Here is a 24,020-nt window from a genome sequence, read left to right as displayed (position 1 = left end):
CACAGGAGGTCATGATGCCCAAGACCGATATCTTCGATGTATATTCCGAACTTTATGAAAGTCGGCAACAAGTTGAACTGTCGCTGAGAGATTATCTTTCCGGCTGCCGCGATGATAAAGGCATGTACGCCTCAACCGCAGAACGGATGGTCGAAGCCATTGGCGCACCTGAACTGTTTGATACCAGCCAGGACGAAAGAATGGGGCGGGTTTTTATGAACCGTACCATCAAACGCTACACGACATTTCACGAATTCTTTGGGATGGAAGAGACCATTGAACGTATTGTCGGTTTTTTCAAACATGCGTCACAGGGGTTGGAAGAAAGAAAGCAGATACTCTATCTTTTGGGGCCTGTTGGCGGTGGGAAATCCTCGATTGCTGAACGCCTGAAGGTTCTGATTGAACGTTGCCCGGTATATGTGCTTAAGGCTGGTGACCAGATCAGTCCGATTTTTGAATCCCCGCTTGGTCTGTTTGACCCCAATCGAATGGGGGATTTGCTCAGTGAAAAATATGGTATCCCGAAACACCGTCTTACAGGTCTCATCTCGCCTTGGGCGTTGAAGCGTCTGGAGGAGTTTGAAGGTGATATCTCCAAATTTACCGTTGTAAAACTCTATCCATCAAAATTGCGTCAGATCTGTGTTTCCAAGACTGAGCCCGGAGATGAAAACAATCAGGATATTTCATCTCTGGTCGGGAAGGTAGATATCCGCAAGCTAGAGTACTACAGCCAGAACGATTCAGATGCCTATTCTTATAGCGGTGGGTTGAACATGGCGACCCAGGGATTGCTGGAGTTTGTCGAGATGTTCAAAGCACCGATCAAGATGCTTCACCCTTTGTTGACGGCAACCCAGGAAGGTAACTACGTCGGAACAGAAAATATGGGCGCCATCCCCTTCCAGGGGATTATCCTGGCCCATTCCAACGAATCAGAGTGGCAGACCTTCAAGAACAACAAAAACAATGAAGCCTTTATTGACCGGGTCTGTGTAATAAAGGTTCCCTATTGCCTGCGGGCAAACGAGGAAGGGGAGATCTATCAAAAACTGTTGCGGGATAGTGAACTAAGAGATTCACACTGTGCCCCCTCAACGATTGAGATGATGTCCCAGTTCAGTGTGATGACACGCCTGAAAGAGCATGAGAATTCAAACATCTTCTCCAAGATGCGAGTTTATAACGGGGAAAACCTCAAAGATGTCGATCCCAATGCAAAGCCGATTCAGGAGTACCGCGAAGCAGCGGGCCTGAACGAAGGTATGAATGGGATCTCAACCCGCTTTGCTTTTAAGGTTCTGGCCGAAACTTATAACTATGATGCGAATGAAGTCGCTGCAGATCCGGTACATCTTATGTATGTGCTCGAACAGGCGATTCAGCGGGAGCAGTATCCTGACGACGTCGAAAAAAGATATCTTGAGTTTATCAAAGGGTATCTGGCGGTACGTTATGCCGAATTTATTGGTAACGAGATTCAAAAAGCCTATCTCGAATCCTATTCTGATTTCGGGCAAAACCTTTTCGACCGTTATATTTCCTATGCCGATGCCTGGATTGAAGGTCACGATTTCAAGGATCCAGATACCGGACAGCTGCTTGATCCCCGAATTCTGGATCAGGAGCTTTCCAAAATCGAGAAACCTGCCGGTATTTCCAATCCAAAGGATTTCCGTAACGAAGTCGTCAAATTTACCTTGCGGACCAGAGCGAACAACAAAGGGCAGAACCCGCGCTGGACCTCTTATGAGAAACTTCGCGAGGTTATCGAAAAACGGATGTTTACACAGGTCGAAGATCTGCTGCCGGTGATTTCGTTTGGTTCCAAAAAGGACAAGGAAACAGAGTCCAAACATAATGAGTTTGTCCAGCGGATGATTACGCGTGGGTACAGCAAGCGTCAGGTACATCGTCTGGTCGACTGGTATATGCGGGTAAACAAGGCGGGGTAATGACCTGTCAGGTTCCGTCCTGAGTGCAACAGATCAGCAGGTAACCCGGACATGATGCATTTTATTGACAGACGTCTGAATCCCAAAGGCAAGAGCCTGCCAAACCGGCAACGGTTCATACGCCGGGCGCGAACCCAGATCCGCAAGGCGGTCAAGGATGCTATCAATGATGGCAAGGTCGCTGACGTTGGCCACAAGGGGAGAATTTCCATCCCGACCAAAGGGTTGAATGAACCTCGTTTTCGGTATGATTACAGCAAGGGAAAACATGATCGGATACTGCCGGGGAACAAGGAGTTTTCCACAGGAGATCAGATCAAACGGCCTCCGAAAGGCGGAGAGGGCGAGGGCGGGAAAAAAGCCAGCGAAGAGGGCGACGGGGAAGACAGCTTTCAATTCTCGCTTTCCCGTGAAGAATTCCTCGAGGTTTTCTTTGAAGATCTGGAACTCCCGGACCTGATTAAGACCTCTCTCAAAGAAGAGGTGGATTTCGAGAAACAACGCGCGGGTTATGTGCGTTCTGGTTCTCCAAGCAACATGGATCTGAAGCGAACCATGCGGCATAGTCTGGCCCGCAGAATTTCCATGAAAAGACCAGGCAATGAGGAACTCGATGAGCTCAGGGCCGAAATATTGGCGCTTGAGGCCAAGGGACGGAAGACCCAAAAACTCAAGACGATGCAGGAAAAGCTTGAACGCCTGGAAAAACGTCGACGTTTTATCCCCTACATAGACCCACTGGATGTTCGTTATAAAAGTTTCATCAAGATCCCCAAGCCCAATACCCATGCTGTCATGTTCTGCTTGATGGATGTTTCGGGTTCGATGAGCGAGGGGATGAAGGATCTGGCCAAACGATTTTTCATGCTGCTGCATCTGTTCCTTTCGACACAGTACGAACGGGTAGAGCTGGTTTTTATCCGCCATACACACTTGGCCAAGGAAGTGGATGAGGAAACCTTCTTCTATTCCCGGGAGACCGGAGGCACGATTGTCTCTTCAGCTCTGGAGGAAATGAAAACCATTCTTGAAGATCGCTATCCACAAGGCGAATGGAATATCTATGCTGCACAGGCATCTGATGGAGATAACTTTGCCAGTGACAGAGAAAAATGTTTGGAGTTGATGAACGAGGCTATCCTGCCTTTCTGTCAGTATTTTGCCTATATCGAAGTGATGGATGAGCAGGAACTGGAAATTTTCAAAGACGAGCAGAATATGACAGATCTCTGGCGTATTTATGCCCAGTTGACCGAAACTTTTGAAAATTTTGCCATGCGGCGAGTGGTCAAGCCGAATGATATCTTCCCTGTTTTCAAGGATCTGTTTGCGAAAGAACAGGCCAAGAAAGCATGAAGAAAGGAGATCGAAATGGTACAGGCCCAAGCCACGCAGCAGCCTCTCTATGAAGGGGCGGAATGGACTTTTAAAAAGCTGGATCTCGTTTTCGATGCGATTGAGGAAATAGCAAAGAAAGAGCTGGGGCTGGATGTTTACCCCAACCAGATTGAGGTCATAACCGCTGAACAGATGCTGGATGCTTATTCAGGCATCGGCATGCCGTTGATGTATAATCACTGGTCGTTCGGCAAAAGCTTTGTGCGGGATGAGTTTTATTATCGCAAAGGCATGCGTGGTCTTGCCTATGAGATTGTAATTAATTCGAGCCCCTGCATCAGCTATGTTATGGAGGAAAATTCAATGACCATGCAGGCGCTGGTCATTGCCCATGCTGCTTTTGGTCACAACCATTTTTTCAAAAACAACCATCTTTTCAGACAGTGGACGGATGCTGAGGCCATTCTGGACTATATGCATTTTGCCCGTAAGTATATTGGCAAATGCGAGGAGCGTTACGGTGTGGAGGCCGTCGAGGAATTGCTTGATGCAGCTCATGCCTTGCGGGAAAACGCCGTTGATCGTTATTCCCGACCAGCAAAGCTGTCGCATGAAATGGAACGTCAGAGAATGGAGGCGCGACAGGAACACGAGCGGACAAGCTATCGCGATATTTGGCGTACCTTGCCTGAACGAAGCAAAGATGAGGATGAAAAAGCCAAAAGTGAGCGCCAGAAGCAGATTATCAAGAAACTGGGGCTCCCTGAGGCAAATCTGCTGTATTTTCTGGAAAAACACAGTCCGGCATTGCAGGAATGGCAGCGCGAGATTTTGCGTATCGTACGAAATATAGCCCAGTATTTTTATCCGCAAAAGCAGACAAAGGTTATGAACGAAGGCTGCGCCTGTTTTTGCCACTACTTCATAATGAACCGTCTGTTTGACAAAGGACTGATTACAGAAGGCTCCATGCTGGAGTTTATTGACTATCACACGCGGGTTGTGGCGCAACCGGATTTTGATGACCCGCGCTGGAATGGCATTAACCCTTACGCGCTCGGTTTTGCCATGATGCAGGATATCTACCGGATCTGTCATTCACCAACGGAAGAAGACCGTGCCTGGTTTCCTGATATTGCGGGTTGTGGAGAAGGTATCGCTGTACTGAAAGATGCCTGGGCCAATTTTCGGGATGAAAGTTTTATTCTTCAGTTCCTCAGTCCCAAGCTGATCCGGGATTTCCGTCTTTTCCAGATCCATGACAACTCTGCTCTGCCCCACCTCAAGGTTGAAGCCATCCACAATGAGCAAGGCTATCGGAAAATTCGCAGTGCCCTTGCGAAATCCTATACAGTCTCGGCTATGGATCTGGACATTCAGGTTGCTGATGTGGAATTTGACGGAGACCGGGCACTGACACTGCGGCATATGGTGCATAATGATGTGCCGATTGAGGGCAAGGAGGCCGAGGAGGTGATGAAACGGGTTGCCCAGTTGTGGGGTTATGATGTTGGACTCTATTGCGAAGATGCTGTGAACGGCAAGATCCTTGCGACATATGACGTAACCTTGTCTTGAGATCGGCATCTGATTTTTCGTGTATTGTATTCTTTCGGTTGTGGAAGATCTTTTCTGCTTTCGTAATAGGTAAGGTTTTGGTAGCAGTTTACCCGTAGAATTCTAACAGAGCGGTATTATTCGAAAGTTCGGGAAGTTGCCCATGTTTCCGTGCCTGGAAAAATATCCGTCTCATCGTATGCAATGCCTGTAGGGGTGTCCGGATTGCTACAGGAATATCCCGGATATTTGATTTACCCGCAGGCCCCATGAGGGGAGTATGGTACAATTAGCTATACAGTCGAAAAGGAGATGTCGAGCCGCAACGACGATCTTCCCATACGCGAAAACAAGGTCATTCAGGCCCTATCTGTAGAAGTCGGGGAAGAAACAATTCCTTTCCTGCTCGAAAGGTTTGTTCTTGATCTTGAAACCCATTTACCGGTTGTTGTTAAAGCGGCACGGGCAGGTGATGCGACACCACTTGAAAGAGAAAGCCATACACTTAAGAGTGTGAGTGGCACCTTTGGAGCCCTCAGATTACAACAGCTTATGACGCGTATAAACGAATGCTGCCGCCACGGGGATTTCAAAGAAGCTTTGATCCATGCGGAACGGGTGGAAGCAATCGGTAAGTTGACACTGGAAGCTTTCCAGTCAACGTAAGTGCGACCTAAAACTATTGCTGTTTTGAAAAAGTCACGGCATCAGTTTTGATGGGGTGCTTTGTACTGTGCTGTCATATAGAAGTCTGGGGTGAAGATACTCAGACTTGGCTTTCTTGTTGTTGCTCCCTATGCTTCTTGAATACAATTCGTTCTGTTGTCCTGGAGCTTTTGGTTGAACCATTCTGAATGACGACTTCTCCTGAAATTTTGCTGGTTGAAGATACCGCCTCTCTTTCTGCGGTATACTCACGCTATCTGATCCGGTCTGGTTACCAGTCAACACAGGTTGATTCGGGTGCTGCTGCATTGGAAGAACTGGGAAATGGCGGCTATCTTGTCATGCTGCTGGATCTTCAGCTACCGGATATGGATGGGCTTGATATTCTTCGTTATGTGCAGGAGAAAGCCCTGCCTATTGCGGTCGTCGTTATCACTTCAAACGCATCGGTCAATGTTGCCGTGGAATCCATGCGTCTTGGCGCCTATGATTTTCTGGTAAAACCTTTTTCAGCAGACCGTTTGATTGTGACTGTCCGTAATGCTCTTAAGCATATGCAGCTCTCCGCCATGGTCGAAGCCATTAAGGAGCGCAGTCATTATCAGGGGTTTATCGGCTCGTCCCTGGCCATGCAGTCGATTTATCGGACAATCGACGCGGCAGCGTCCTCCAAGGCGACAGTATTTATCACTGGGGAAAGCGGGACAGGGAAAGAGGTCTGCGCCGAGGCGATACACAAAAGCAGCCCTCGTGTTGATAAACCGTTTGTCCCTCTTAACTGTGGGGCTATCCCTCGAGATTTGATGGAATCCGAGATTTTTGGCCACATCAAGGGGGCTTTTACCGGAGCAATCAGTAACCGGGACGGTGCTGCAACCCAGGCAGATGGCGGGACGTTGTTTCTGGACGAGATCTGCGAGATGGATCTTGATCTTCAGACAAAGTTGCTCCGCTTTATCCAGAGTGGAACCTTTCAGAAAGTTGGGAGTACCCGGCTGGAAAAGGTCAATATCCGGATTGTCTGTGCGACTAACAGGAATCCTCTTCAGGAGGTTCAGGCCGGAAATTTCAGAGAAGATCTGTATTATCGGTTGCATGTCATTCCGATCCATCTGCCTCCCTTAAGGGACAGGGATCAGGATGTGATCGAGATTGCCAAGGCTTTTTTGCAAGAGTATGCCCGGGAGGAAGCGAAGGATTTCACGACTTTTTCCTCTGAGGCGTTACAGGCGATTTATGAATATTCCTGGCCGGGCAATATTCGCCAGTTACAGAATGTGATTAGAAACTCGGTAGTTCTCAACTCGGGTACCGTTCTTGTGGCGTCAATGTTACCGCCTGTGTTGAGTGCGAAGAAAAGTGGCGGCGGTGCAATTATTCCTGAACAGGCGCCGAAGGATTGGCGGGGAGGGTCTCGCGGCGGTGCCGGTCATGTCACTGAAGCAAGTGCTTCACCCCAGTTCCCAGAGAAAGAGGGCTCGGAAAAAATCGTCCCTTTATGGATTGTTGAGAAGCAGGCCATCGAAGATGCCATCTCTCTTTGCGGTGGGAGTGTTACAAAAGCAGCGGCTTTTCTGGATATCAACCCTTCGACAATTTATCGGAAAAAACTTCAATGGGATGCTGATTGACCTGTTTCCCAAACTCAGTCTGAGACCAGAGCTACGACCTTTGATGTTTGAGTGATCCGGCCATCAGCAGGATAAAAGCAAAAGTCAGCAGGGCGGTTACGATAATCAGGGCGTCGTTACCCAAAAGTTCCATGACCTGCCCGGTGATCAAAGGGGCAAGACTGCCGACGCCCCACAAAAAACCAAATGACGCGTTGGCTGCAACAAGATCTGAGCCACTGTAGTCATGACCCACGGCGGTTAAGGCGGTGTTGTAAAGGGAAGTCAGAAGTCCGCCCCAGCAGAACAAAAGAATTTTCAGTGTGAATTTGTAGGGGGCAAAACCGTAAATTAAAAATATGCAGATCAGACAGAGAATGCCAAGAAAGAACAGTAGCTTGCGAGGATTTACATGATCTGCCAGCCAGCCAACCGGGTACTGGAAAAAAAGCCCGCCAATAAAGAAGATGGTCAACATAATTTCAGTATCGTTCTCGCTATGGCCCAACTCTTTGCCATAGCCGATAAAAAATGTTCCCATGATTGTCTCTGTTCCGGCGGTTAAAACCACCGCAGCACAAAGTGCCGGGGCAATCAGAATAAAAGTCAGAGGACTGAAAGTACTGGGTTTTCCCATGTCCATGCGAAAATTTTGAATAAAGAGCAAGGGAATCAGTGCGACGAAAGTGATAAGGCTGCCTGAGAGAAAAGGGGCCCAGCCTGAACTTCCGGCAATGATCAGGATCAGTGGGCCGGAGGCAAAACCGACCCCGAGCGAAATATTAAACAGGGCAAGAACTCTGCCACGGGTGTCGTCTCTGGCAAGGTAATTGATCCAGGTTTCGCTGGCGATAAAGATACCGGCCACCATCATTCCCATGATGAAGCGGATAATTATCCAGGCAAAAGGAGAAGGAAAAAGCTTGAGGCAAAGGAACATCAGAGCCTCGATCAGCATGCAAATCAGAACGTAGTTGCGCATGCCACAAAATTTTATTCCGGCTGGCACAAACCGCGAATAACAAACGGTTGCAAAACCCAGGACAGAACCGATAAGGCCAATCATGCCATCACTGGCACCATCCCTGGCCATGGAGATGGTCATAAGAGGGAGCGTGAGCCCCATGGAAACACCAGCAATGGATACGCAGGAAACAACAGCAAAAAGAGACTTCAGGCGATCACGGTGAAGATCTGTATTATACTTTCTGTCCTGCAGCGTTTCACTCACAAGGATATCTGTCCTTCAAGATAAGAACGATTGTTTCAATTGCCGGGGTGTTTGGTGAGGAACTTTGGGCAAGAACAGAGCGGATCTGATCGATGTAGTTTCCACGCGTTGTCTGGGCTGGAAAACAAAAGGCTTCAGCAATCAGGCCTTGCTCACGCATCTCCAGGAGCGATTCAACTGTACCAGTGATGTAGCCATTGCAAAGTCCGCCATACCAACGATCTTGTGAAGAGCATAAGGTAACCAGCTCTTTTTCTGTCAGCTGGGATTCAGCCTGAGCGGCGCTGGTCAAGAACAGGATCAGGAGCAGTGACAAGGCTTTCAGCAAAGTGTTTATCCTCATGGCAATGCAGGCTACGCTGTTCTTGTGGTTTTAATTTACCACAATTGTGCCCGCTATAGTTTATTTTTGTTGGGTAAAGAATTGGTAGAATTATCAACAACATCTCAACGGGGTAAAGATCTATCCGCTGCAAGCGGGTTGCGCCAGGGTTGAGTGGGGTGGAAAAAAAACCAGGATCAGAGATCGGCATGGCCTTGTTCCAGTTCCCCGTTTGCAAGCAGGCGAGGAATAGGAAATGATCTGCGTTGTCTGCATTGCAAAACAAGGACATCAAGACTAGGTTAAGGTTGAAGTTTCAGGAGCTTGAGCCTGGCTCTGGCAAACAAACTGTTGAATGAGAGAAGGTTTGATCGTGCGGAAATTAGGGGTTTCAGTCGCAACCATTTTTGTGTTGCTCATTGTTGCTGTTTTGGCTGGGCCCGGATTTGTTGACTGGAACAGGTATAAAGAAGAGATCACCAATCAGGCTGTTGCCCTGACAGGTCGAAAATTGACGATCGAGGGTGATCTGAGCTTGCAGATCCTGCCGCGTCCAAGCTTTTCCGCAAAAGGTGTCGCTTTCGAAAATGCTCTGGGTGGGTCACAGCCTTCAATGGTCCGGCTGGAAGAGCTTGGTGTTGCAATTGCAATATTTCCTCTGTTGAGCGGTTCACTCCAGGTTGAGGAAGTGATGCTGCGAAAGCCTGTCGTCTACATTGAAAAGCTGCCGAATGGACAGGGCAACTGGGAACTTTCTCCTCGATCTGCCCCAGAGAAAAAAATCACAGACCCGTCGACAGATAACGTCCTTGGAGTGGAGCCTCCGCTGGGTTCAGACAATAGTCGTTCCTTTTTGGAGGATATCAGTCTTGAACGGTTTGAAGTGGTTGAAGGAACCCTGGTTTATCTCGACACAGCCTCGGGCACTCGGGAAGTGTTTGAGGATGTAAACGCCGAGATCGTAGCAGGTTCTCTGAAGGGGCCTTTTGCCATGGCTGGGGACCTGCTGTTGCGCGGGCAGCGGACAGAGATTGAAATTGATCTGGGCCAATTTGCTCAGGAAGGCGCAACAGCAATCAATGCCGGTATCCGGCTCCCTGATTCTCAGGCAAAGCTCAAATTCACAGGGTTTGTTTCACGCCATGTGAATGATCTTTCCTACAAAGGAAAATTTCAGGGGGATGGAGAAGATCTTGGTGCTTTGCTGGCAGAGCTGATGCAGACCAATATTACAACCAAGGCAAATGGTGATTTCGAATTTACTGCGGCACTTCAGGGGGATCAATCTGAGCTCAAAGTAGAAGATATTGTTTTTCGGGTCGGCTCGCAGAAGATCACCGGGGGTATTTCCGGTACCTTGACCGGGACACCTTCCCTTGAACTTGTTCTGGCAAGCCCAAGGGTCAATCTTGATGATATTCTTTCCTTTGACGAGAGCATTGCTCCGGCTGCTAAAGAGGTTACCAGAAAAACAGGGCAAGGATCGGGAACGAATAAGGAGACTTCTTCTTCCCAAGTTCCGGAAAAAAGATCATGGCCTGTGCTTCCTTCAGATATGCGTGTATCAGCCCAATTGGTGGTTAACGACGTCATTTTCAAGAAACAGTTGATGCGTGAATTTGTGATCCAGTCAAAGGTTGAAAAGGGGATACTGCATATAGATCGTTTCAGCGCCTTCTTGCCTAATGGGGGGCAGTTATCTCTGGTTGGGAGCTATAGCGATCAAAATCTTTCAGGGCAGATCAATGCACGTACAGAAGACCTCAGAGGGGTCTTGAACTGGTTGGAGGTGGAAACACCGACTGTCCCTAATGACCGCCTGCGCAGGCTGGAAGGCAAGGTGAAATTCTCTGCGACACCCCAGGCACTTACTCTTAACCCTGTCTCCTTGACACTAGATGTTACCCATTTTGATGGTGCGGCAACGATTGCCCTGCGGGATAGGGTCGGGGTTGGTGCGCGTTTTGTCGTCGATCGGATTGATCTTGATGCCTATCAGACACAGGATTTGTCAGGCCAGACACAATCACCTGTTGCCGATCCTGCCATCACGGCAGGAGAGGAAAATCCGCAACCAACGGAAATTCAAAAAAACAAACCAGGTAAATCAAAGCCTTTGAAAATCCTGGATAGTTTTGATGCGAATGTCGATATCTCAGTTACTGAAGCCAAATACAACGGTCTCGTTTTCAAGGGAGTAAATCTTGACGCGACACTGCAACAGGGGAACCTGGAGATTCGCAACGGATCTCTGGACGACCTTCTGGGCAGCTCTGTCTCTTTTTCTGGAGATTTTTCCGGAATTACTTCAGAGCTTCAGGCCGACGCAACAGTGATTGCTTCTGTTAAGGATCTGCCTGCTCTTCTCGCTGCAACAGGGGTAGCTGCCGGGCAGGACATACCTGATCTGGGGCCTTTGGAAGTAAGTGGAAGTATCAAGGGGACTCTTGAGGATGTTACCCTTGATATTCTGGGAAGTGCGCTTGGGGGGGGATACCAGCTTCAGGGACGTCTGGATCCGGGGAATTCAAACATATACGAAGGACTTCTGGCCCTTGATCATCCCGATACCGCGCAGCTTATCCGCCGACTGGATCCAGGGGCAGCGGTCAATCACAACTGGGGGCGGATGAAAGCACGTGCCTTGGTCAAGCTGGGTCAGAGCAGACTTGAGCTAAGTGAATTGGATGGAACGGTTGCCGAGACAAAAATTCAGGGCACAGTTTTGGCTGATCTTGGCGATCAGAAGACCAAAATCAAGGTCAACCTCTTGACCGGGCTCCTTGATCTGGATCGGCTCCTGCCTCAGAAAACACAGGGTGGAGCTTCCGGAAATGCATCGGGTGGGGGGAGCCCGGCTTCCGCTGGTCTGAACAGACGTTGGTCACAGAGCGCAATTGACGTTACTTTACTGTCTTCAGCAGATGTAGAGTTGAGCCTGATTGCAGACGGTCTTCTTCAGGACGGCCTTCGCCTTGATCAGGTACAGCTCAAGGCAACCCTGGAAAATTCTGTCCTGAATATTTCAGAGTTCACGAGCCAGGTTTATGGCGGAGCTCTTTCTCTGACTGGTGTGATCGAACGGCAAGGGCAGGACAATGCTTTGGCCGCTCAGCTGGAGATTGATGGACAGAATATAGAGAGTAATGATCTCTTTCGGTCTACTGCTGATTTTAAACGTATATCCGGTCCACTTTCTTTTAAAGCCAGCCTTGTTAGCTTCGGGGCTTCAGAAGCCGATCTGGTCCAGTCGCTGGCTGGCAGTGGATCGCTTGAGGGACTTCTGAAGGCCAGAGTCAAGGATCAGGAGGTTCTGGGGGGAGCTCTGCTGGGGGCTCTGGGGAGCAAGGTTCCCGAGATTAGTGGTGTGGGGGATGCGACATCAACGTTGTTGCAGTCTTTCGCCGGACAACCTGCAAACCTGAGTGGTACCTACACGATTGGAAATGGGGTTGTTGTAACTAGGGATCTTCGCCTCGACGGGAATAATGCAAGCGTGTTCAGCGCGGCTCAAGTCGACTTGCCGGCTTGGCTTATTGACAGTCAGAGTGATCTCTTCAGAACCGGGGATGACCCGACAAAACCATTTATGACGGTCTTGCTGACAGGACCACTTGATAATCCAAATCCCCGGGTAAAAGGACTTTTCCTGCAATCCAAGTCAGGGAATAATATCTTGCAACAGCTGCTGGGTGGAGAAAGTTCTCAAACTGAAGAACCTACTGCTGAACCAACCGGGGGGGGAGCAGAAGAACCTGCCCCTGAGAATACGGACAAGAAGGAAACAAAGAAAAAGAAGACCCGCGAATTGATCAAGGGCATTCTAAATGATCTTGGTGGCTAGGCCTGAAAATCCGGTTTTCAGACGTGGCTATCCTGCTTTTCCTGCTGTTCAAGTAATCGATTAAGGACAAAAATCCGCAGGGCGCTGGAAAGGTTCCCTTCGCGGGTTTTATCTATCTTCTCGACCAAACGATTGATAGAGATCTCCTCAGCCTGGGCGACAAGTCTGAGTTGCTGCCAGAAAGCTTCTTCCAGGGTGAAGCTGGTTCTGTGCCCTGCGATAGTGATGGATCTTTTTCGGACTTCGGTATCTGGCATGAAGTGGATTATATTCTATTCTTGATAAAAAAGGAGCGGTGATGAGCCGCTCCTTTTTATTCTGGGGAGACGGGGTCAGCCCTTACGGGGACCGACCATGTTTTCCGGGCGGACCCACTGATCAAACTGTTCTGCTGTGAGGAGACCAAGATCAATGGCAGCCTGTTTCAGTGTGCTGTTTTCCGCATAGGCTTTCTTTGCTACTTTTGCGGCATTGTCATACCCGATGTGAGGGTTCAGGGCTGTTACCAGCATCAGGGATTGTTGCATAAGTTCGGTGATGCGATCTTCATTTGCTTCAATACCTTCGACACAGTTCTCACGGAAACTGTCACAGGCATCCCCAATCAGTTTTGCAGACTGCAGCAGATTATAAATCATGACCGGTTTGAAGACATTCAGTTCAAAATGACCATTAGATCCTGCAACAGTGACCGTTGTGTGGTTCCCCATTACCTGGGCACAGACCATTGTCATCGCCTCGGTCTGGGTTGGGTTTACCTTGCCGGGCATGATTGACGATCCGGGCTCATTGGCCGGAAGAAGCAGTTCACCCAGACCACAGCGGGGACCGGAGCCAAGCATACGGACATCATTGGCAATCTTCATCAGCGAAACAGCGAGAACATTCAGGGCACCAGAGGCTTCGACAATGGCATCGTGTGCGGCAAGCGCTTCAAATTTGTTTGCTGCTGTTGTGAAGGGAAGTTTGGTAATGTCAGATACGTGGACAGCAAATTTTTCGGCAAAGCCAACAACAGAATTCAGGCCTGTACCCACGGCAGTGCCGCCCTGGGCCAGTTCTGCAAGACGGGGCAGGGTCGCTTGAATGCGGGCAATGCCGTATTCGATTTGTTTGGCATAACCGGAGAATTCCTGGCCCAAGGTCAGTGGTGTCGCATCCATCAGGTGGGTTCTGCCGATCTTGATAATGTGATCAAAGGCTTTGGCCTTGTCGTCCAGTGCTTTATGGAGGCGTTCAAGGGCGGGAAGGGTTTCTTCACACAACAAGCGAACCCCAGCGATAGACATTGCAGTGGGGAAAGTATCGTTGGACGATTGGCCCATATTGCAATGATCGTTTGGGTGTACAGGCGTTTTGCCGCCACGTTCTCCTGTCAAAAGTTCGTTGGCACGCCCGGCGATTACTTCATTTGTATTCATGTTGCTCTGGGTACCCGAGCCGGTTTGCCAAACCACAAGCGGGAAATGCTCTGTCAACTTCCCATCAATAACTTCCTGTGCTGCGGCACAGATCGTTTCGCCGAGTTTCGCATCAAGAACACCCAGTTCCATGTTGGTTTTGGCTGCGGCCAGTTTTTGGGTACCCAGGGCTTTGATAAGAGCCGGGGGCATTTTCTCCCCACCAATCTTGAAATTCTGCAATGACCGCTGGGTCTGTGCGCCCCAATAGCGATCAGCCGGGACTTCGATGTCGCCCATGGAATCGTTCTCGATGCGGATATTGCCTTTACTCGACATAGTGGGGAGCTCCCTAATTTTTGCTCGGTGTTGTCATGTTTTTCCCGACTCTTTTGTGTACGGGAAAATAAATATTTCATGTTGCGGCGCAGTATACACAGGTTGTCGGCTGGTTATAATAGCCCAGGTTGGATTATTTCTAATATTTTTACCCAAAATCTTCGGCTGCGGTGGATTAGCAGGGATACGAGGCTTTTATTCTCGTTTTAACCTTTTGTTTTTTTAGGACGCTTTTGCCGGGCTCTTTTCCCGGCGGCTACCGCTCGCTCAATCCAGATAAGATATTCCTTCTGATTATCTGCCGCGACTGACGGAACTGTCCAATATGACATTTTGACTGGCGCTGTTTTCCCCTGATAGGTGAAGGGCGTGCAGTGGGCGTCAATGAAGTGTTGTTCTGTTTCTTTATCTGCTTTTAGATAGAGCAGGTTGTCAGCCTCGAGCCCAAACATTACATCTTCAATATAGAGGCCATAACCGCCAAACATTGCCCGGGCGCGAACGTCGCCAAGAGGAAGGCAGCGATTGATTGTACTCTCAACGATTGATGGCAGAGCTTTTTTCATTGGCTCTTCTCCTCAATAAATGAATCAATTCTCTGCAGGCATTCTTCCCAATTCTGAGTTTTTGTTCTGCCCGAGCGTTTTCGGGGGACCAGATCGTGGTCGCCATCTTCTACCCAATGTAGCTTGATTGTCTGGGAAAAATGATAACCAGCGACTTCATCCGGTGTCCCAAACGGGTCTCTGGTTCCCTGAAGAATGAGTCCGGGTGTTTTGAGCGTTGCAAGATGATCAGTACGGGTTTTCTCCGGCTTCCCTACAGGGTGGAAGGGGTATCCCAGACAAATAAAACCCGCAATGTTGACCTGATCGGCAATCAGGCTGGCAACGCGGCCGCCAAGAGATTTTCCAGCAAGAAATAGAGGGCGGTGCTTCTGGCTGTCTGCGATCTGCTGAAAAAAAGGCAGAAGTTTTTCCATTTTGTCGGGGGGGCGCTTTTTCCCTGAGCTGCGACGTTCGGCCATATAGGGAAATTCGAAGCGAACAACCTGATGCCCGGACAGGGCAAGGTTTTGGCTATAAAAATCCATAAAGGGACTGTCCATGGGCGCCCCGGCACCATGGGCAAAAATGATGGTGCTGTTTGTGTTCCCGGCACCATCAACGAGAAAGGGGATGCTTGTCATGAACCTTTAGTGTATAATTTCAAACGGGTAATAGAAAATATCACAGATATCACAGACTGATACGGTATAGAGCATGACCGATATTCGCCAGAAAGATTTATCAGATAAACCTGTTCAAGAGATGACAGCAGAAGAACGTAAAGAGATGCGTCGTCGTTTTGAGGAGTTTGCCACGCTGGTCGGACGGAACAATGAATCCATACTTGCCCCCCCGGAAAAGCCCAAAAAAGTAGTCAAATGGGATCCTCGAACGATGGCACGCGTGCCTAAGGGCGATTGAGTTTCAAGTCTGGCAGCCTGCTCGCTGGGAAAGACGGGAACCTGCCTTGGATGTGTTTGTCAAAGATCTGATATAAAAGGCCCGATCACCGGGCCTTTTATGTTTCGTCTTTTGTGTTGTCGGCTAGGAGGCTATTTTTTGCGAAAAGCATCCAGAGTGACGATATTGTCCGAGCCACCGTCCTTGGGTTTTTCTTTGCTGGTCTTGTCCTTGGGGTTTTCATCACTGTTGGCGATTTCATCGCCAGTGTCGAAATCATCGTCGTCTTCGTAATCTTCCAGAAGATCTTCGAGGTCATCCTCGAATTCACTGTTTTCGCCGTTGGTAATGTCAAACTGTAGACCAAAACGGACCGATGGGTCGGCAAAAGCAACGATGGCGGCGTAGGGAATGCTCATACGCTCGGGGACATCTGAGAAACTTAGCGTCACGCTGAAACCGTCCTGTCCGACTTCAAGATCCCAAAACTGGTACTGCAGAATGATGGTCATTTCACCGGGATAACGAGCCTTCAGGTGATCAGGAATGATCACTTCTTCCTGAGAGGTGTTAAAGGTGATGTAAAAATGATGGTCACCGGGCAGGCCGTTCTTTGCTGCATATTCGAGGGATTCCCGAACAACATTCAAGAGGGCTTTTTCGACCATATGGTCGTAGCGAAGTTCGCTTTCAGAGATTTCGTTGTTTCCCGACATGCCTTCGTTATTCCAGGTGTGGCCGTCCCAGACCTATGTTTTTCTTGTTCTGGCATTCCGGACTGGTCCGAAATGCTATGTAAGTGGGGGGCTTCTGTTGCCAGGTGCACCCCCGAACCCCGCCTAGGCTTGTGAGAGCCTAGGGCTTAAAAGCGGTTGCTCCGACTGCAATTAAGCAGCGAGAGCTACCTCACGAGTATTGTCATTTGCAACTACTCAAACGGCCCGATAACGGCGGAACCATGCCGGGCACCGAACAAATCTTTACTACGCGTGTCGATCCTATTTCGCCCCCATAAATCTCTCGGAGAAATCTCCGGGAGGGAATGGTGGAGGCGCCGGGTACCGCCCCCGGGTCCACAACGCTTATTCCATAAGCCCGTTTAGCACCATAGACGGCCGAAGCCGACACCTTGAATATAGTAACTATTTACAGGACTTCACAAGGGTTCATCTTTTTATTTTCCCGAATTTTTATTCTCGGGTTCTCTCAGACCGTCCCAGTCATTCCGGCTTTGCCCCGAAGTCTGACTGATTAGTGAGATTCCAGCCCGGGAGTTTTTCAGTCAGGTAGTTTTCCTGTCTTGGTCCTGTGTGTATGATCTCAGCTGGTTCGATTCTTTGTATTTTATACAGATCGCTCTTTGCTCACTTTAAGGAAATTCCATGCACCAGTATCTCAACCTCATGAAGGATGTCCTAGCCCACGGAACCGAAAAAGGCGATCGGACGGGGACGGGAACATTGAGTGTTTTTGGCAGGCAGCTTCGCTTCCATCTGGATGATGGTTTTCCGTTGATGACAACAAAAAAACTGCATATCAAATCTGTTATTCATGAATTGTTATGGTTCCTGTCAGGGGATACGAATATCCGTTATCTCAAGGAAAATGGTGTCCGGATCTGGGATGAATGGGCTGATGCCGATGGAAATCTTGGACCGGTATATGGGCATCAGTGGCGATCCTGGCCTGCCCCGGATGGAACAACGATTGACCAGATTTCCAATCTGATGACCCAATTGAAGAACAATCCGGACTCCCGTCGCCATATTGTATCGGCCTGGAATGTTGCAGAGGTTGACAGTATGGCGTTGCCACCTTGTCACAGCATGTTTCAGTTCTATGTGGCGGACGGGCGTCTTTCCTGTCAGCTCTATCAGCGCAGTGCCGATATTTTTCTGGGTGTACCGTTCAATATTGCTTCCTATGCCTTGCTGACCTGTATGGTTGCGCAGCAATGTGATCTGAAACCAGGTGATTTCGTTCATACCTTTGGCGATACGCACCTTTATCTCAATCATCTGGAGCAGGCAAAAATCCAGCTGAAGCGAGAACCGAATAGTCTGCCTATGCTGCGAATCAAGCGCAAACCCGAGAGTATTTTTGATTACCGCTTCGATGATTTTGAGATTCTTGGCTATGATGCACATCCGCATATCCCCGCTGAAGTATCCGTCTGAACCCCTGCCGGAGCCGTGCCATGCCGTTTGAAGATCTTGGGACCCCGTCACTTTTACTGAACCGGGATATTTGTGAAGAAAACTGCCGGGTGATGCAGGAACGGGCTCAAGGGGCAGGGGTTCGTCTACGACCCCACATGAAAACAGCCAAGTCGATCGAAGTTTACAAAATGGCCACCAGGGGGGGCTTCGAGGGCATAACGGTTTCGACCTTGGCGGAAGCTGACTTTTTTGCCAATGCCGGGGTAAAAGATATTCTTTATGCCGTGGGAATCGTGCCGGGGAAGCTGGCTGCAGCCCAAAAAATACAGGATAAAGGCGTAAAACTTAGCCTGATTACGGATAACGTCGCTGTTATTACTGCACTTGATGCTGAAGCCGAACGCCTGGGGACGACATTTCCTGTGGCTGTTGAAATTGATTGTGGCGGTGGTCGTGGCGGGGTTTTGCCTGAGTCTGCGGATCTTCTTGATCTGGCCAGGGCTTTGAAAAGCTCCCGCCGTCTCAGTTTTGAAGGTGTTCTTACACACGCAGGACACTCTTATGCATATTCCTCAGCAGGGGAAATTGCCGAGGTAGCGGAACAGGAACGTCTAGGGGTGGTCAGTGCAGCTGTGCGTTTGCGCAAGGCTGGTTTTGCCTGTCCGCTCGTCAGTGCGGGCTCGACACCGACTGCAGTATTTGCCAGGTCTTTTGAAGGCTTGAGTGAGATCAGGCCAGGTGTCTATATGTTCGGGGATGTTGATCAACTTTGTATCGGCACCTGTAAGGCAGATGAAATCGCCGCAACAGTTTTGACCTCGGTTATTGGGCACAACAGATCTTCTCAACGTTTACTTGTTGATGCTGGCGGTTTGGCGCTGTCAAAAGATATCAGCGCCAGTATCTTTACCTCGCAATCCGGTTATGGCCTGGTGTGTAAACTGGATGGCACGATCATTGATGATTTTTTTGTCGAGGGTGTTCATCAGGAACATGGCCTCATCGCGTCGCTGTCCGGCGACCTTTGCTTCGAAAGCTATCCCGTTGGCAGTCGCCTCCGTATCCTGCCGATTCATTCCTGCATGACTGTTGCTGCCTATGAGCACTATGAGGTGCATGATTCTCCAGGATCGCTTATTGCCAGATGGAGCCGGGTTAACGGATGGTAAGCGGTTGTGAAAACGTAAATTTTCTTGAAAACAGAAAATTGGTTCGTTTGATGAAGCGGGGGTTGTATAGTCAGGTTTGTGCATCGTTTTATCCCCCTTGCTCTGATTGAGGGATAGCCATCAGAACATTTAGTATCACGAGGAGTTCCCATGAAGCTGATACTCAAGAGGACATTTGCTGCACTGGCGACGGCTGGAGTGCTTTTTGTCGCGACCGCGTCAGCCCAGCAGATCAATTTTTTTACAATTGGGACTGGGGGAACGTCCTATACCTATTATCCCGTAGGTGGTGTGATCGCCAACGCTATTTCTAACCCTCCTGGTTCGCGTGGGTGTGATGAGGGTGGAAGCTGTGGTGTTCCAAATCTGATTGCTTCTGCCGTGTCTTCACGTGGCTCGGTGGATAATGTGAATGCAATCGATTCCGGCCTCCGCAATTCGGGGTTTGCCCAGTCAGATGTCGCCTATTGGGCCTATACAGGTACAGGAACGATGGAAGGCAAGCCTGCAATGACTGATTTAAGATCAATTGCGGCCCTGTTTCCCGAACACATTCATCTGGTTGCTTCTGCGGATTCCGGTATCAATTCAGTGAAAGACCTGAAGGGAAAACGGGTTTCGCTTGATGAACCGGGATCTGGTACCTATGTCGATGCCAATCTGATCATGGAAGCTTTCGGCGTAACCCAGTCTGATATTATGGTCGAAGCTCTCAAGGGAAGTGAAGCTGCTGAGGCACTTAGAAACGGAAAGATTGATGCCTTCTTTGTTGTTGCCGGGTACCCGACAGGCGCGATTGTCGAGCTCTCTTCCAGTGTTGATATCAAACTGGTTCCTATAGCAGGTCAGGAAGCGGATGATCTTGCCGGAAAATACAGTTTTTTTGCTTCAGATAATATTCCGGCAGGGACCTATGAGGGGGTAGCCGACGATATACCGACGGTAACTGTCGGGGCGCAGTGGTTTACCAGTGCAAAAGAGGACAACGAACTGATCTATGGCATCACCAAGGCCCTTTGGAACGAACAATCCCGGACTCTGCTGGATGTTGGCCATGCCAAGGGAAAGGTCATCCGTCTGGAAAATGCGCTGACGGGTCTTGGGGTGCCCCTTCATGCAGGCGCCGAACGGTTTTATAAAGAAGCCGGGTTGATCAAATAGGTTTTCACGAGTGGATAATACACAACGGTCGGGGATTGTCTGCGGCTGACGGTGTTTACTGCACTTACTGATGATGTCGGGCGCATGAACGAGCAAAATCTGGAACAGCTGGAAAAGACTTTTGATCCGGAAATGTCTTTTCGAAAAACGGGACGTGGTCTGACCGTCTTTGTGACCGCTGTGCTGGTCGCAATGTCGCTCTATCATTTCTATGCTTCAGGCTTTGGGGTGATCAGGGAGCTCACGCATCGGGGCATACATCTTTCTTTTGTGCTTGGGCTTGTCTTTATTCTTTTTGGGGCAATAAAGCACAAAGAAGGCCAGGCTGTTCAGCCAGGGTGGTATCGCATCAGCAGTATCGGGGTTTGGGATTACTGTTTTGCCACGGCTGCTGTTGTCGCTGCGATGTTTCTACCGCTTCTTCCGTCAGAAATGATCGCGAACCGGGTTGGGGCACCTGGGACCGTTGATGTCGTGATGGGCTCGATCCTGTTGTTGCTGGTATTGGAAGCCACAAGACGTTCTGTTGGTCCGACACTTCCGCTCATTGCTCTGGTTTTTATCCTTTATGCCCTGTTCGGGAATTATACACCGGGAGTGTTGCAACACTCAGGGACAAGCTGGCTGGGCCTGATCAATCATCTTTATCTGACTGACCAGGGCATATATGGAATCGCAATCGGAGTGGTTGCCAAGTATGTTTTTTTGTTTGTTTTGTTCGGCGTTCTGGCAACTCGTGTGGGGTTGGGGCAACTTTTTATTGATCTGGCATCTGCCCTTGCGGGACGGTATTCCGGTGGTCCGGCCAAGGTAGCGATTTTTTCTTCGGCCATGCTTGGGACCATATCCGGTTCTTCCATCGCCAATACGGTCACAACCGGTTCCCTGACTATTCCGGCGATGAAAAAAGTCGGATACCCGCCCCATTTCGCGGCGGCGGTTGAGGCAACTGCTTCAACCGGTGGACAGATAACGCCACCGATCATGGGAGCTGCGGCCTTTATCATGGTCGAGTTCCTTGAGATACCCTACCGGGATGTTCTTATGGCGGCACTGTTGCCGGCACTGTTACATTACTTTGGTATTTTTGTGATGGTGCATCTTGAGGCAAAACGCTTGGGGCTTCGCGGCTTGACCCCCGAAGAGATGCCACAGATGTTGCAGGTACTGCGGGTTCACTGGCCAACGCTTATTCCGCTGGGGATACTGGTATATCTGATTGTTTCTGGGCGCACACCAGACTATGCGGCTGTCTGGGGGCTGACCGCCTGTGTCGTGGTCGGTTTTCTCAACCCTCATCAACGCCTGACACTTTCTGATTTGATCAGGGCACTGGCAACAGGGGCCAAGTATGCACTTGCTGTCGGGGCTGCTGCTGCGGCTGTCGGCATTATCGTCGGGGTGGTTACCCTGACAGGAACGGGGTTTCGTCTCAGCTATATGGTCACGCAAGCTGCGGCTGATCTTGGCGGGGTTATCAGTGTCGGCTGGATAGGGAGCTTTCTGACACAAGAAGCCCTGACTCTGTTTTTCTCCCTCCTTCTGACGGCAATCGCCTGTATTATTATGGGCGCAGGAATTCCGACGACGGCCACCTACATTATTCTGGTTTCGATTGCAGCCCCGTCTCTTGCTGTTCTGGGGGTTGAACCGCTTGTCGCACATTTCTTTGTTTTTTATTACGGTGTCCTTGCAGATATTACTCCTCCGGTTGCCTTGGCCGCCTATGCAGGGGCTGGAATCGCCGGAGCCAACCCTTTTAAAACCGGAAATACGGCCTTTCGTCTGGGAATAGCCAAAGCACTGGTTCCTTTTGTCTTTGTCTACTCGCCCTCCTTGTTGCTGGTGACACCGGATTTTTCCTGGCAAAGTCTGGTCATTACCCTGACAGGGGCAATGGCGGGTATCGGACTGCTGGGGGTTGCTTTTTCTGGATATTTCCTGGGCGATTTAAATCGTTATCAACGTTTGTGGTTCGGGGCTGTTGCGTTGATTTTTGTGGCACCGGGCAGCATAACGCTTGCATTGGCGACACTGTTGGCGCTACCAGTTTTCTTGTTCCAGTATTTTGAACTATACAAAAAAACAGATCGTAAGATGACATAATCAGGCATCATGCATCTGACTTATTAGGGGGATTTAATACTCAAATGCTGGAAAGGCTCTTGCGGCTTAAAGATGTGATTATCTTTGCTGGAATCATGTGGATTGCCCACTTTACGAACTGGATGCTCGATGGAAAATTCTGGTCTTATGGTGTTGCTCCTCGCAGCGTGGATCACCTCTCCGGCATTGTGTTCTCGCCTTTTATTCATGGCGATTATATTCATCTGATATCCAATACAGTTCCGCTTCTGATTTTCGGGGGTCTGATTTCTCAAGAAGCAAAGTGGCGCTTCTGGCAGGTGTCGGTCACCCTGATATTTCTGAGTGGCGGTTTACTCTGGCTGGTTGGTTTCGATGGAATCCACTTTGGCGCAAGTGGTGTCGTCTTCGGGCTTTTCAGCTATCTTTTAGGGCGGGCCTGGTGGCGCAGAGATTTTCTGTCAATCCTTGCTGCAGTGATCGTTCTGGCACTTTATAGTGGCCTGATTTCGTCCTTGTTTGTGATCAAGGAAGGCATTTCCTGGGAAGGTCACCTGGTCGGTTTTCTGGCTGGCGGGATTGTTGCTTATGTGGTGACACGCTTTCAGCGACCCGCAATCAAACAAGTTTGAGACAACCACACAGCATGAAGTGCAGTTGTCTCAAAGAAGACGAAAAGTGTCCAATAATATCAGCAATGATCAGGTGAGCAGGAAACCTTTGGCGTAAGGGTCTCGGTCATCGATGAAGAGGGTATTGAGGCCATGAATTCTGGCCCAGCCTTCGATGGAGGGGATAATTGCCTTGTAATCACCGATGCTTGTCTGATCTTCCACACGCCCACGGAACAAACTGCCGATGATACTTTCGTGGACAAAATCCTCCCCGACTTTCAGATCGCCTCTTGCGGCAAGCTGCGCCATACGAGCGGAGGTGCCGGTTCCACAGGGTGATCGGTCAATGCCTTTGTCACCATAAAATACAGCATTTCGCGCATGGGCATCATGGTTGGTCGGTTTGCCCGTCCACTGGACATGTGAACAGCCGTTTATGCGTTCGTCCTCGGGATGGATAAAACTGTATTTCTCGTTGATCAGGCGACGAATGACCGGGCTCAGACGCTGGATTTCTCCCGGGGTTATGTCGCTCAGATCATGGTAATTGTCCTGGGGTTCGATAATGGCATAGAAATTACCGCCATAAGCAACATCAAAGCGGAGTTTCCCCCACTCCGGCACGTCAATTGTCAGGTCCGACGAATGAAGGAATGAGGCCACATTTCTGATTCGCACTGAATCGACATGTTCGCCGTTCATATGGTAGTCGGCTATAACCAGGCCGGCAGGAGTATCCAGACGCAAGGTTCCTGGTGTCTTTGGCTTGACCAGACCGCGTTCGATCATGACGGTGACAGTGCCAATCGTTCCATGACCACACATGGGCAGGCATCCGCTGGTCTCGATAAAGAGAATGCCGATATCACAATCTCCTCTTGTTGGAGGATAGAGGATACTGCCTGACATGATGTCGTGTCCCCGGGGCTCAAACATCAACCCGGTTCTGATCCAGTCATATTCAGCCAGAAAATGTGCCCGGCGTTCCAGCATGGATTTCCCTTCAAGCAAGGGACCACCTCCGGCTACAACGCGGACTGGGTTGCCACAGGTATGGGCATCGACACAGAAAAAGGTATGGTTCGTCACGATCAAAACCCCATGATCATCAAAAATTTA

The 24,020-nt window shown here is 49.6% G+C and carries 20 protein-coding genes and 1 other RNA gene; 12 read left to right on the top strand and 9 right to left on the bottom strand.

The window, feature by feature from the left end:
• The first annotated feature begins 14 nt into the window (after positions 1–14).
• The 5 genes from O4H49_RS08330 to O4H49_RS08310 all read left to right on the top strand — a co-directional run bounded on the left by O4H49_RS08330 (position 15) and on the right by O4H49_RS08310 (position 7,150).
• Positions 15–1,958, top strand: coding sequence for a PrkA family serine protein kinase (locus tag O4H49_RS08330; protein WP_419715218.1), 1,944 nt, complete (start codon positions 15–17; stop codon positions 1,956–1,958).
• A gap of 51 nt (positions 1,959–2,009) precedes the next feature.
• On the top strand, positions 2,010–3,314 hold the full coding sequence (locus O4H49_RS08325) for a YeaH/YhbH family protein (protein WP_269422964.1): 1,305 nt from the start codon (positions 2,010–2,012) through the stop codon (positions 3,312–3,314).
• 15 nt (positions 3,315–3,329) lie between these two features.
• Positions 3,330–4,874 (top strand): SpoVR family protein, encoded by a 1,545-nt coding sequence (locus tag O4H49_RS08320; protein ID WP_269422963.1) that lies wholly within the window; start codon positions 3,330–3,332, stop codon positions 4,872–4,874.
• A 291-nt stretch (positions 4,875–5,165) separates the two neighbouring features.
• Entirely contained in the window at positions 5,166–5,519 is a 354-nt protein-coding gene (locus O4H49_RS08315) for an Hpt domain-containing protein (protein ID WP_269422962.1), read from the top strand.
• Positions 5,520–5,707: 188 nt separating this feature from the next.
• Positions 5,708–7,150 carry a sigma-54-dependent transcriptional regulator gene (locus tag O4H49_RS08310; protein ID WP_269422961.1) on the top strand — a complete coding sequence of 481 codons (1,443 nt, stop codon included), beginning with the start codon at positions 5,708–5,710 and terminating at the stop codon, positions 7,148–7,150.
• 31 nt (positions 7,151–7,181) lie between these two features.
• Here O4H49_RS08310 and O4H49_RS08305 read toward each other — a convergent pair whose 3' ends face one another.
• Positions 7,182–8,360: an MFS transporter gene (locus O4H49_RS08305; RefSeq protein WP_269422960.1), complete on the bottom strand. Its 1,179-nt coding sequence runs from the start codon at positions 8,358–8,360 to the stop codon at positions 7,182–7,184.
• Positions 8,353–8,688 carry a Rap1a/Tai family immunity protein gene (locus O4H49_RS08300; protein WP_269422959.1) on the bottom strand — a complete coding sequence of 112 codons (336 nt, stop codon included), beginning with the start codon at positions 8,686–8,688 and terminating at the stop codon, positions 8,353–8,355. The genes O4H49_RS08305 and O4H49_RS08300 overlap by 8 nt, the downstream gene beginning before the upstream one ends.
• A 367-nt stretch (positions 8,689–9,055) precedes the next feature.
• Here O4H49_RS08300 and O4H49_RS08295 point away from each other — a divergent pair, with 367 nt between their 5' ends.
• The gene (locus tag O4H49_RS08295) at positions 9,056–12,526 is read left to right on the top strand and encodes an AsmA family protein (RefSeq protein ID WP_269422958.1); all 3,471 of its coding nucleotides are present in this window, start codon (positions 9,056–9,058) and stop codon (positions 12,524–12,526) included.
• Positions 12,527–12,543: 17 nt separating this feature from the next.
• On the opposite strand, the gene O4H49_RS08290 is transcribed toward O4H49_RS08295, so the two are convergent.
• The 4 genes from O4H49_RS08290 to O4H49_RS08275 form a co-directional block, all read right to left on the bottom strand.
• Entirely contained in the window at positions 12,544–12,783 is a 240-nt protein-coding gene (locus O4H49_RS08290) for a ribbon-helix-helix domain-containing protein (RefSeq protein WP_269422957.1), read from the bottom strand.
• Between the two features lie 75 nt (positions 12,784–12,858).
• Positions 12,859–14,265, bottom strand: a complete 1,407-nt coding sequence (gene fumC, locus O4H49_RS08285; protein WP_269422956.1) for a class II fumarate hydratase — start codon at positions 14,263–14,265, stop codon at positions 12,859–12,861.
• 206 nt (positions 14,266–14,471) lie between these two features.
• Positions 14,472–14,831 carry a TfoX/Sxy family protein gene (locus O4H49_RS08280; protein ID WP_269422955.1) on the bottom strand — a complete coding sequence of 120 codons (360 nt, stop codon included), beginning with the start codon at positions 14,829–14,831 and terminating at the stop codon, positions 14,472–14,474.
• Positions 14,828–15,454 (bottom strand): alpha/beta family hydrolase, encoded by a 627-nt coding sequence (locus O4H49_RS08275; RefSeq protein WP_269422954.1) that lies wholly within the window; start codon positions 15,452–15,454, stop codon positions 14,828–14,830. The genes O4H49_RS08280 and O4H49_RS08275 overlap by 4 nt, the downstream gene beginning before the upstream one ends.
• A 73-nt stretch (positions 15,455–15,527) precedes the next feature.
• Between O4H49_RS08275 and O4H49_RS08270 the strand changes: the two genes are divergently transcribed.
• Entirely contained in the window at positions 15,528–15,734 is a 207-nt protein-coding gene (locus O4H49_RS08270) for a hypothetical protein (protein WP_269422953.1), read from the top strand.
• Positions 15,735–15,865: 131 nt separating this feature from the next.
• Here the strand turns inward: O4H49_RS08270 and O4H49_RS08265 are convergent, their stop codons facing one another.
• Together O4H49_RS08265 and ssrA are read right to left on the bottom strand one after the other, a co-directional pair.
• Positions 15,866–16,429: an SspB family protein gene (locus tag O4H49_RS08265; protein ID WP_269422952.1), complete on the bottom strand. Its 564-nt coding sequence runs from the start codon at positions 16,427–16,429 to the stop codon at positions 15,866–15,868.
• Between the two features lie 82 nt (positions 16,430–16,511).
• Positions 16,512–16,879, bottom strand: a transfer-messenger RNA (tmRNA) gene (ssrA, locus tag O4H49_RS08260).
• A gap of 216 nt (positions 16,880–17,095) precedes the next feature.
• Between ssrA and O4H49_RS08255 the strand changes: the two genes are divergently transcribed.
• From O4H49_RS08255 to O4H49_RS08235, 5 genes are all read left to right on the top strand, one after another.
• Entirely contained in the window at positions 17,096–17,890 is a 795-nt protein-coding gene (locus O4H49_RS08255; protein WP_269422951.1) for a thymidylate synthase, read from the top strand.
• A 20-nt stretch (positions 17,891–17,910) separates the two neighbouring features.
• Positions 17,911–19,041: an alanine racemase gene (locus O4H49_RS08250; RefSeq protein WP_269422950.1), complete on the top strand. Its 1,131-nt coding sequence runs from the start codon at positions 17,911–17,913 to the stop codon at positions 19,039–19,041.
• Positions 19,042–19,191: 150 nt separating this feature from the next.
• The gene (locus O4H49_RS08245) at positions 19,192–20,202 is read left to right on the top strand and encodes a TAXI family TRAP transporter solute-binding subunit (RefSeq protein ID WP_269422949.1); all 1,011 of its coding nucleotides are present in this window, start codon (positions 19,192–19,194) and stop codon (positions 20,200–20,202) included.
• A gap of 51 nt (positions 20,203–20,253) precedes the next feature.
• A complete protein-coding gene (locus tag O4H49_RS08240) occupies positions 20,254–22,308 on the top strand; it encodes a TRAP transporter permease (protein WP_269422948.1) in 2,055 nt (684 codons plus the stop codon).
• Between the two features lie 44 nt (positions 22,309–22,352).
• Complete coding sequence (locus O4H49_RS08235; RefSeq protein WP_269422947.1) at positions 22,353–22,919, top strand: rhomboid family intramembrane serine protease; 567 nt, start codon at positions 22,353–22,355, stop codon at positions 22,917–22,919.
• Positions 22,920–22,988: 69 nt separating this feature from the next.
• Here O4H49_RS08235 and O4H49_RS08230 read toward each other — a convergent pair whose 3' ends face one another.
• Positions 22,989–23,990, bottom strand: a complete 1,002-nt coding sequence (locus tag O4H49_RS08230; protein ID WP_269422946.1) for a 4-hydroxyproline epimerase — start codon at positions 23,988–23,990, stop codon at positions 22,989–22,991.
• Positions 23,991–24,020: the final 30 nt, after the last annotated feature.

Origin of the sequence: Kiloniella laminariae, assembly GCF_027214005.1 — a bacterium.
GTDB lineage: Bacteria > Pseudomonadota > Alphaproteobacteria > Kiloniellales > Kiloniellaceae > Kiloniella > Kiloniella laminariae_A.
This window is presented reverse-complemented; position numbering and strand designations above follow the sequence as displayed.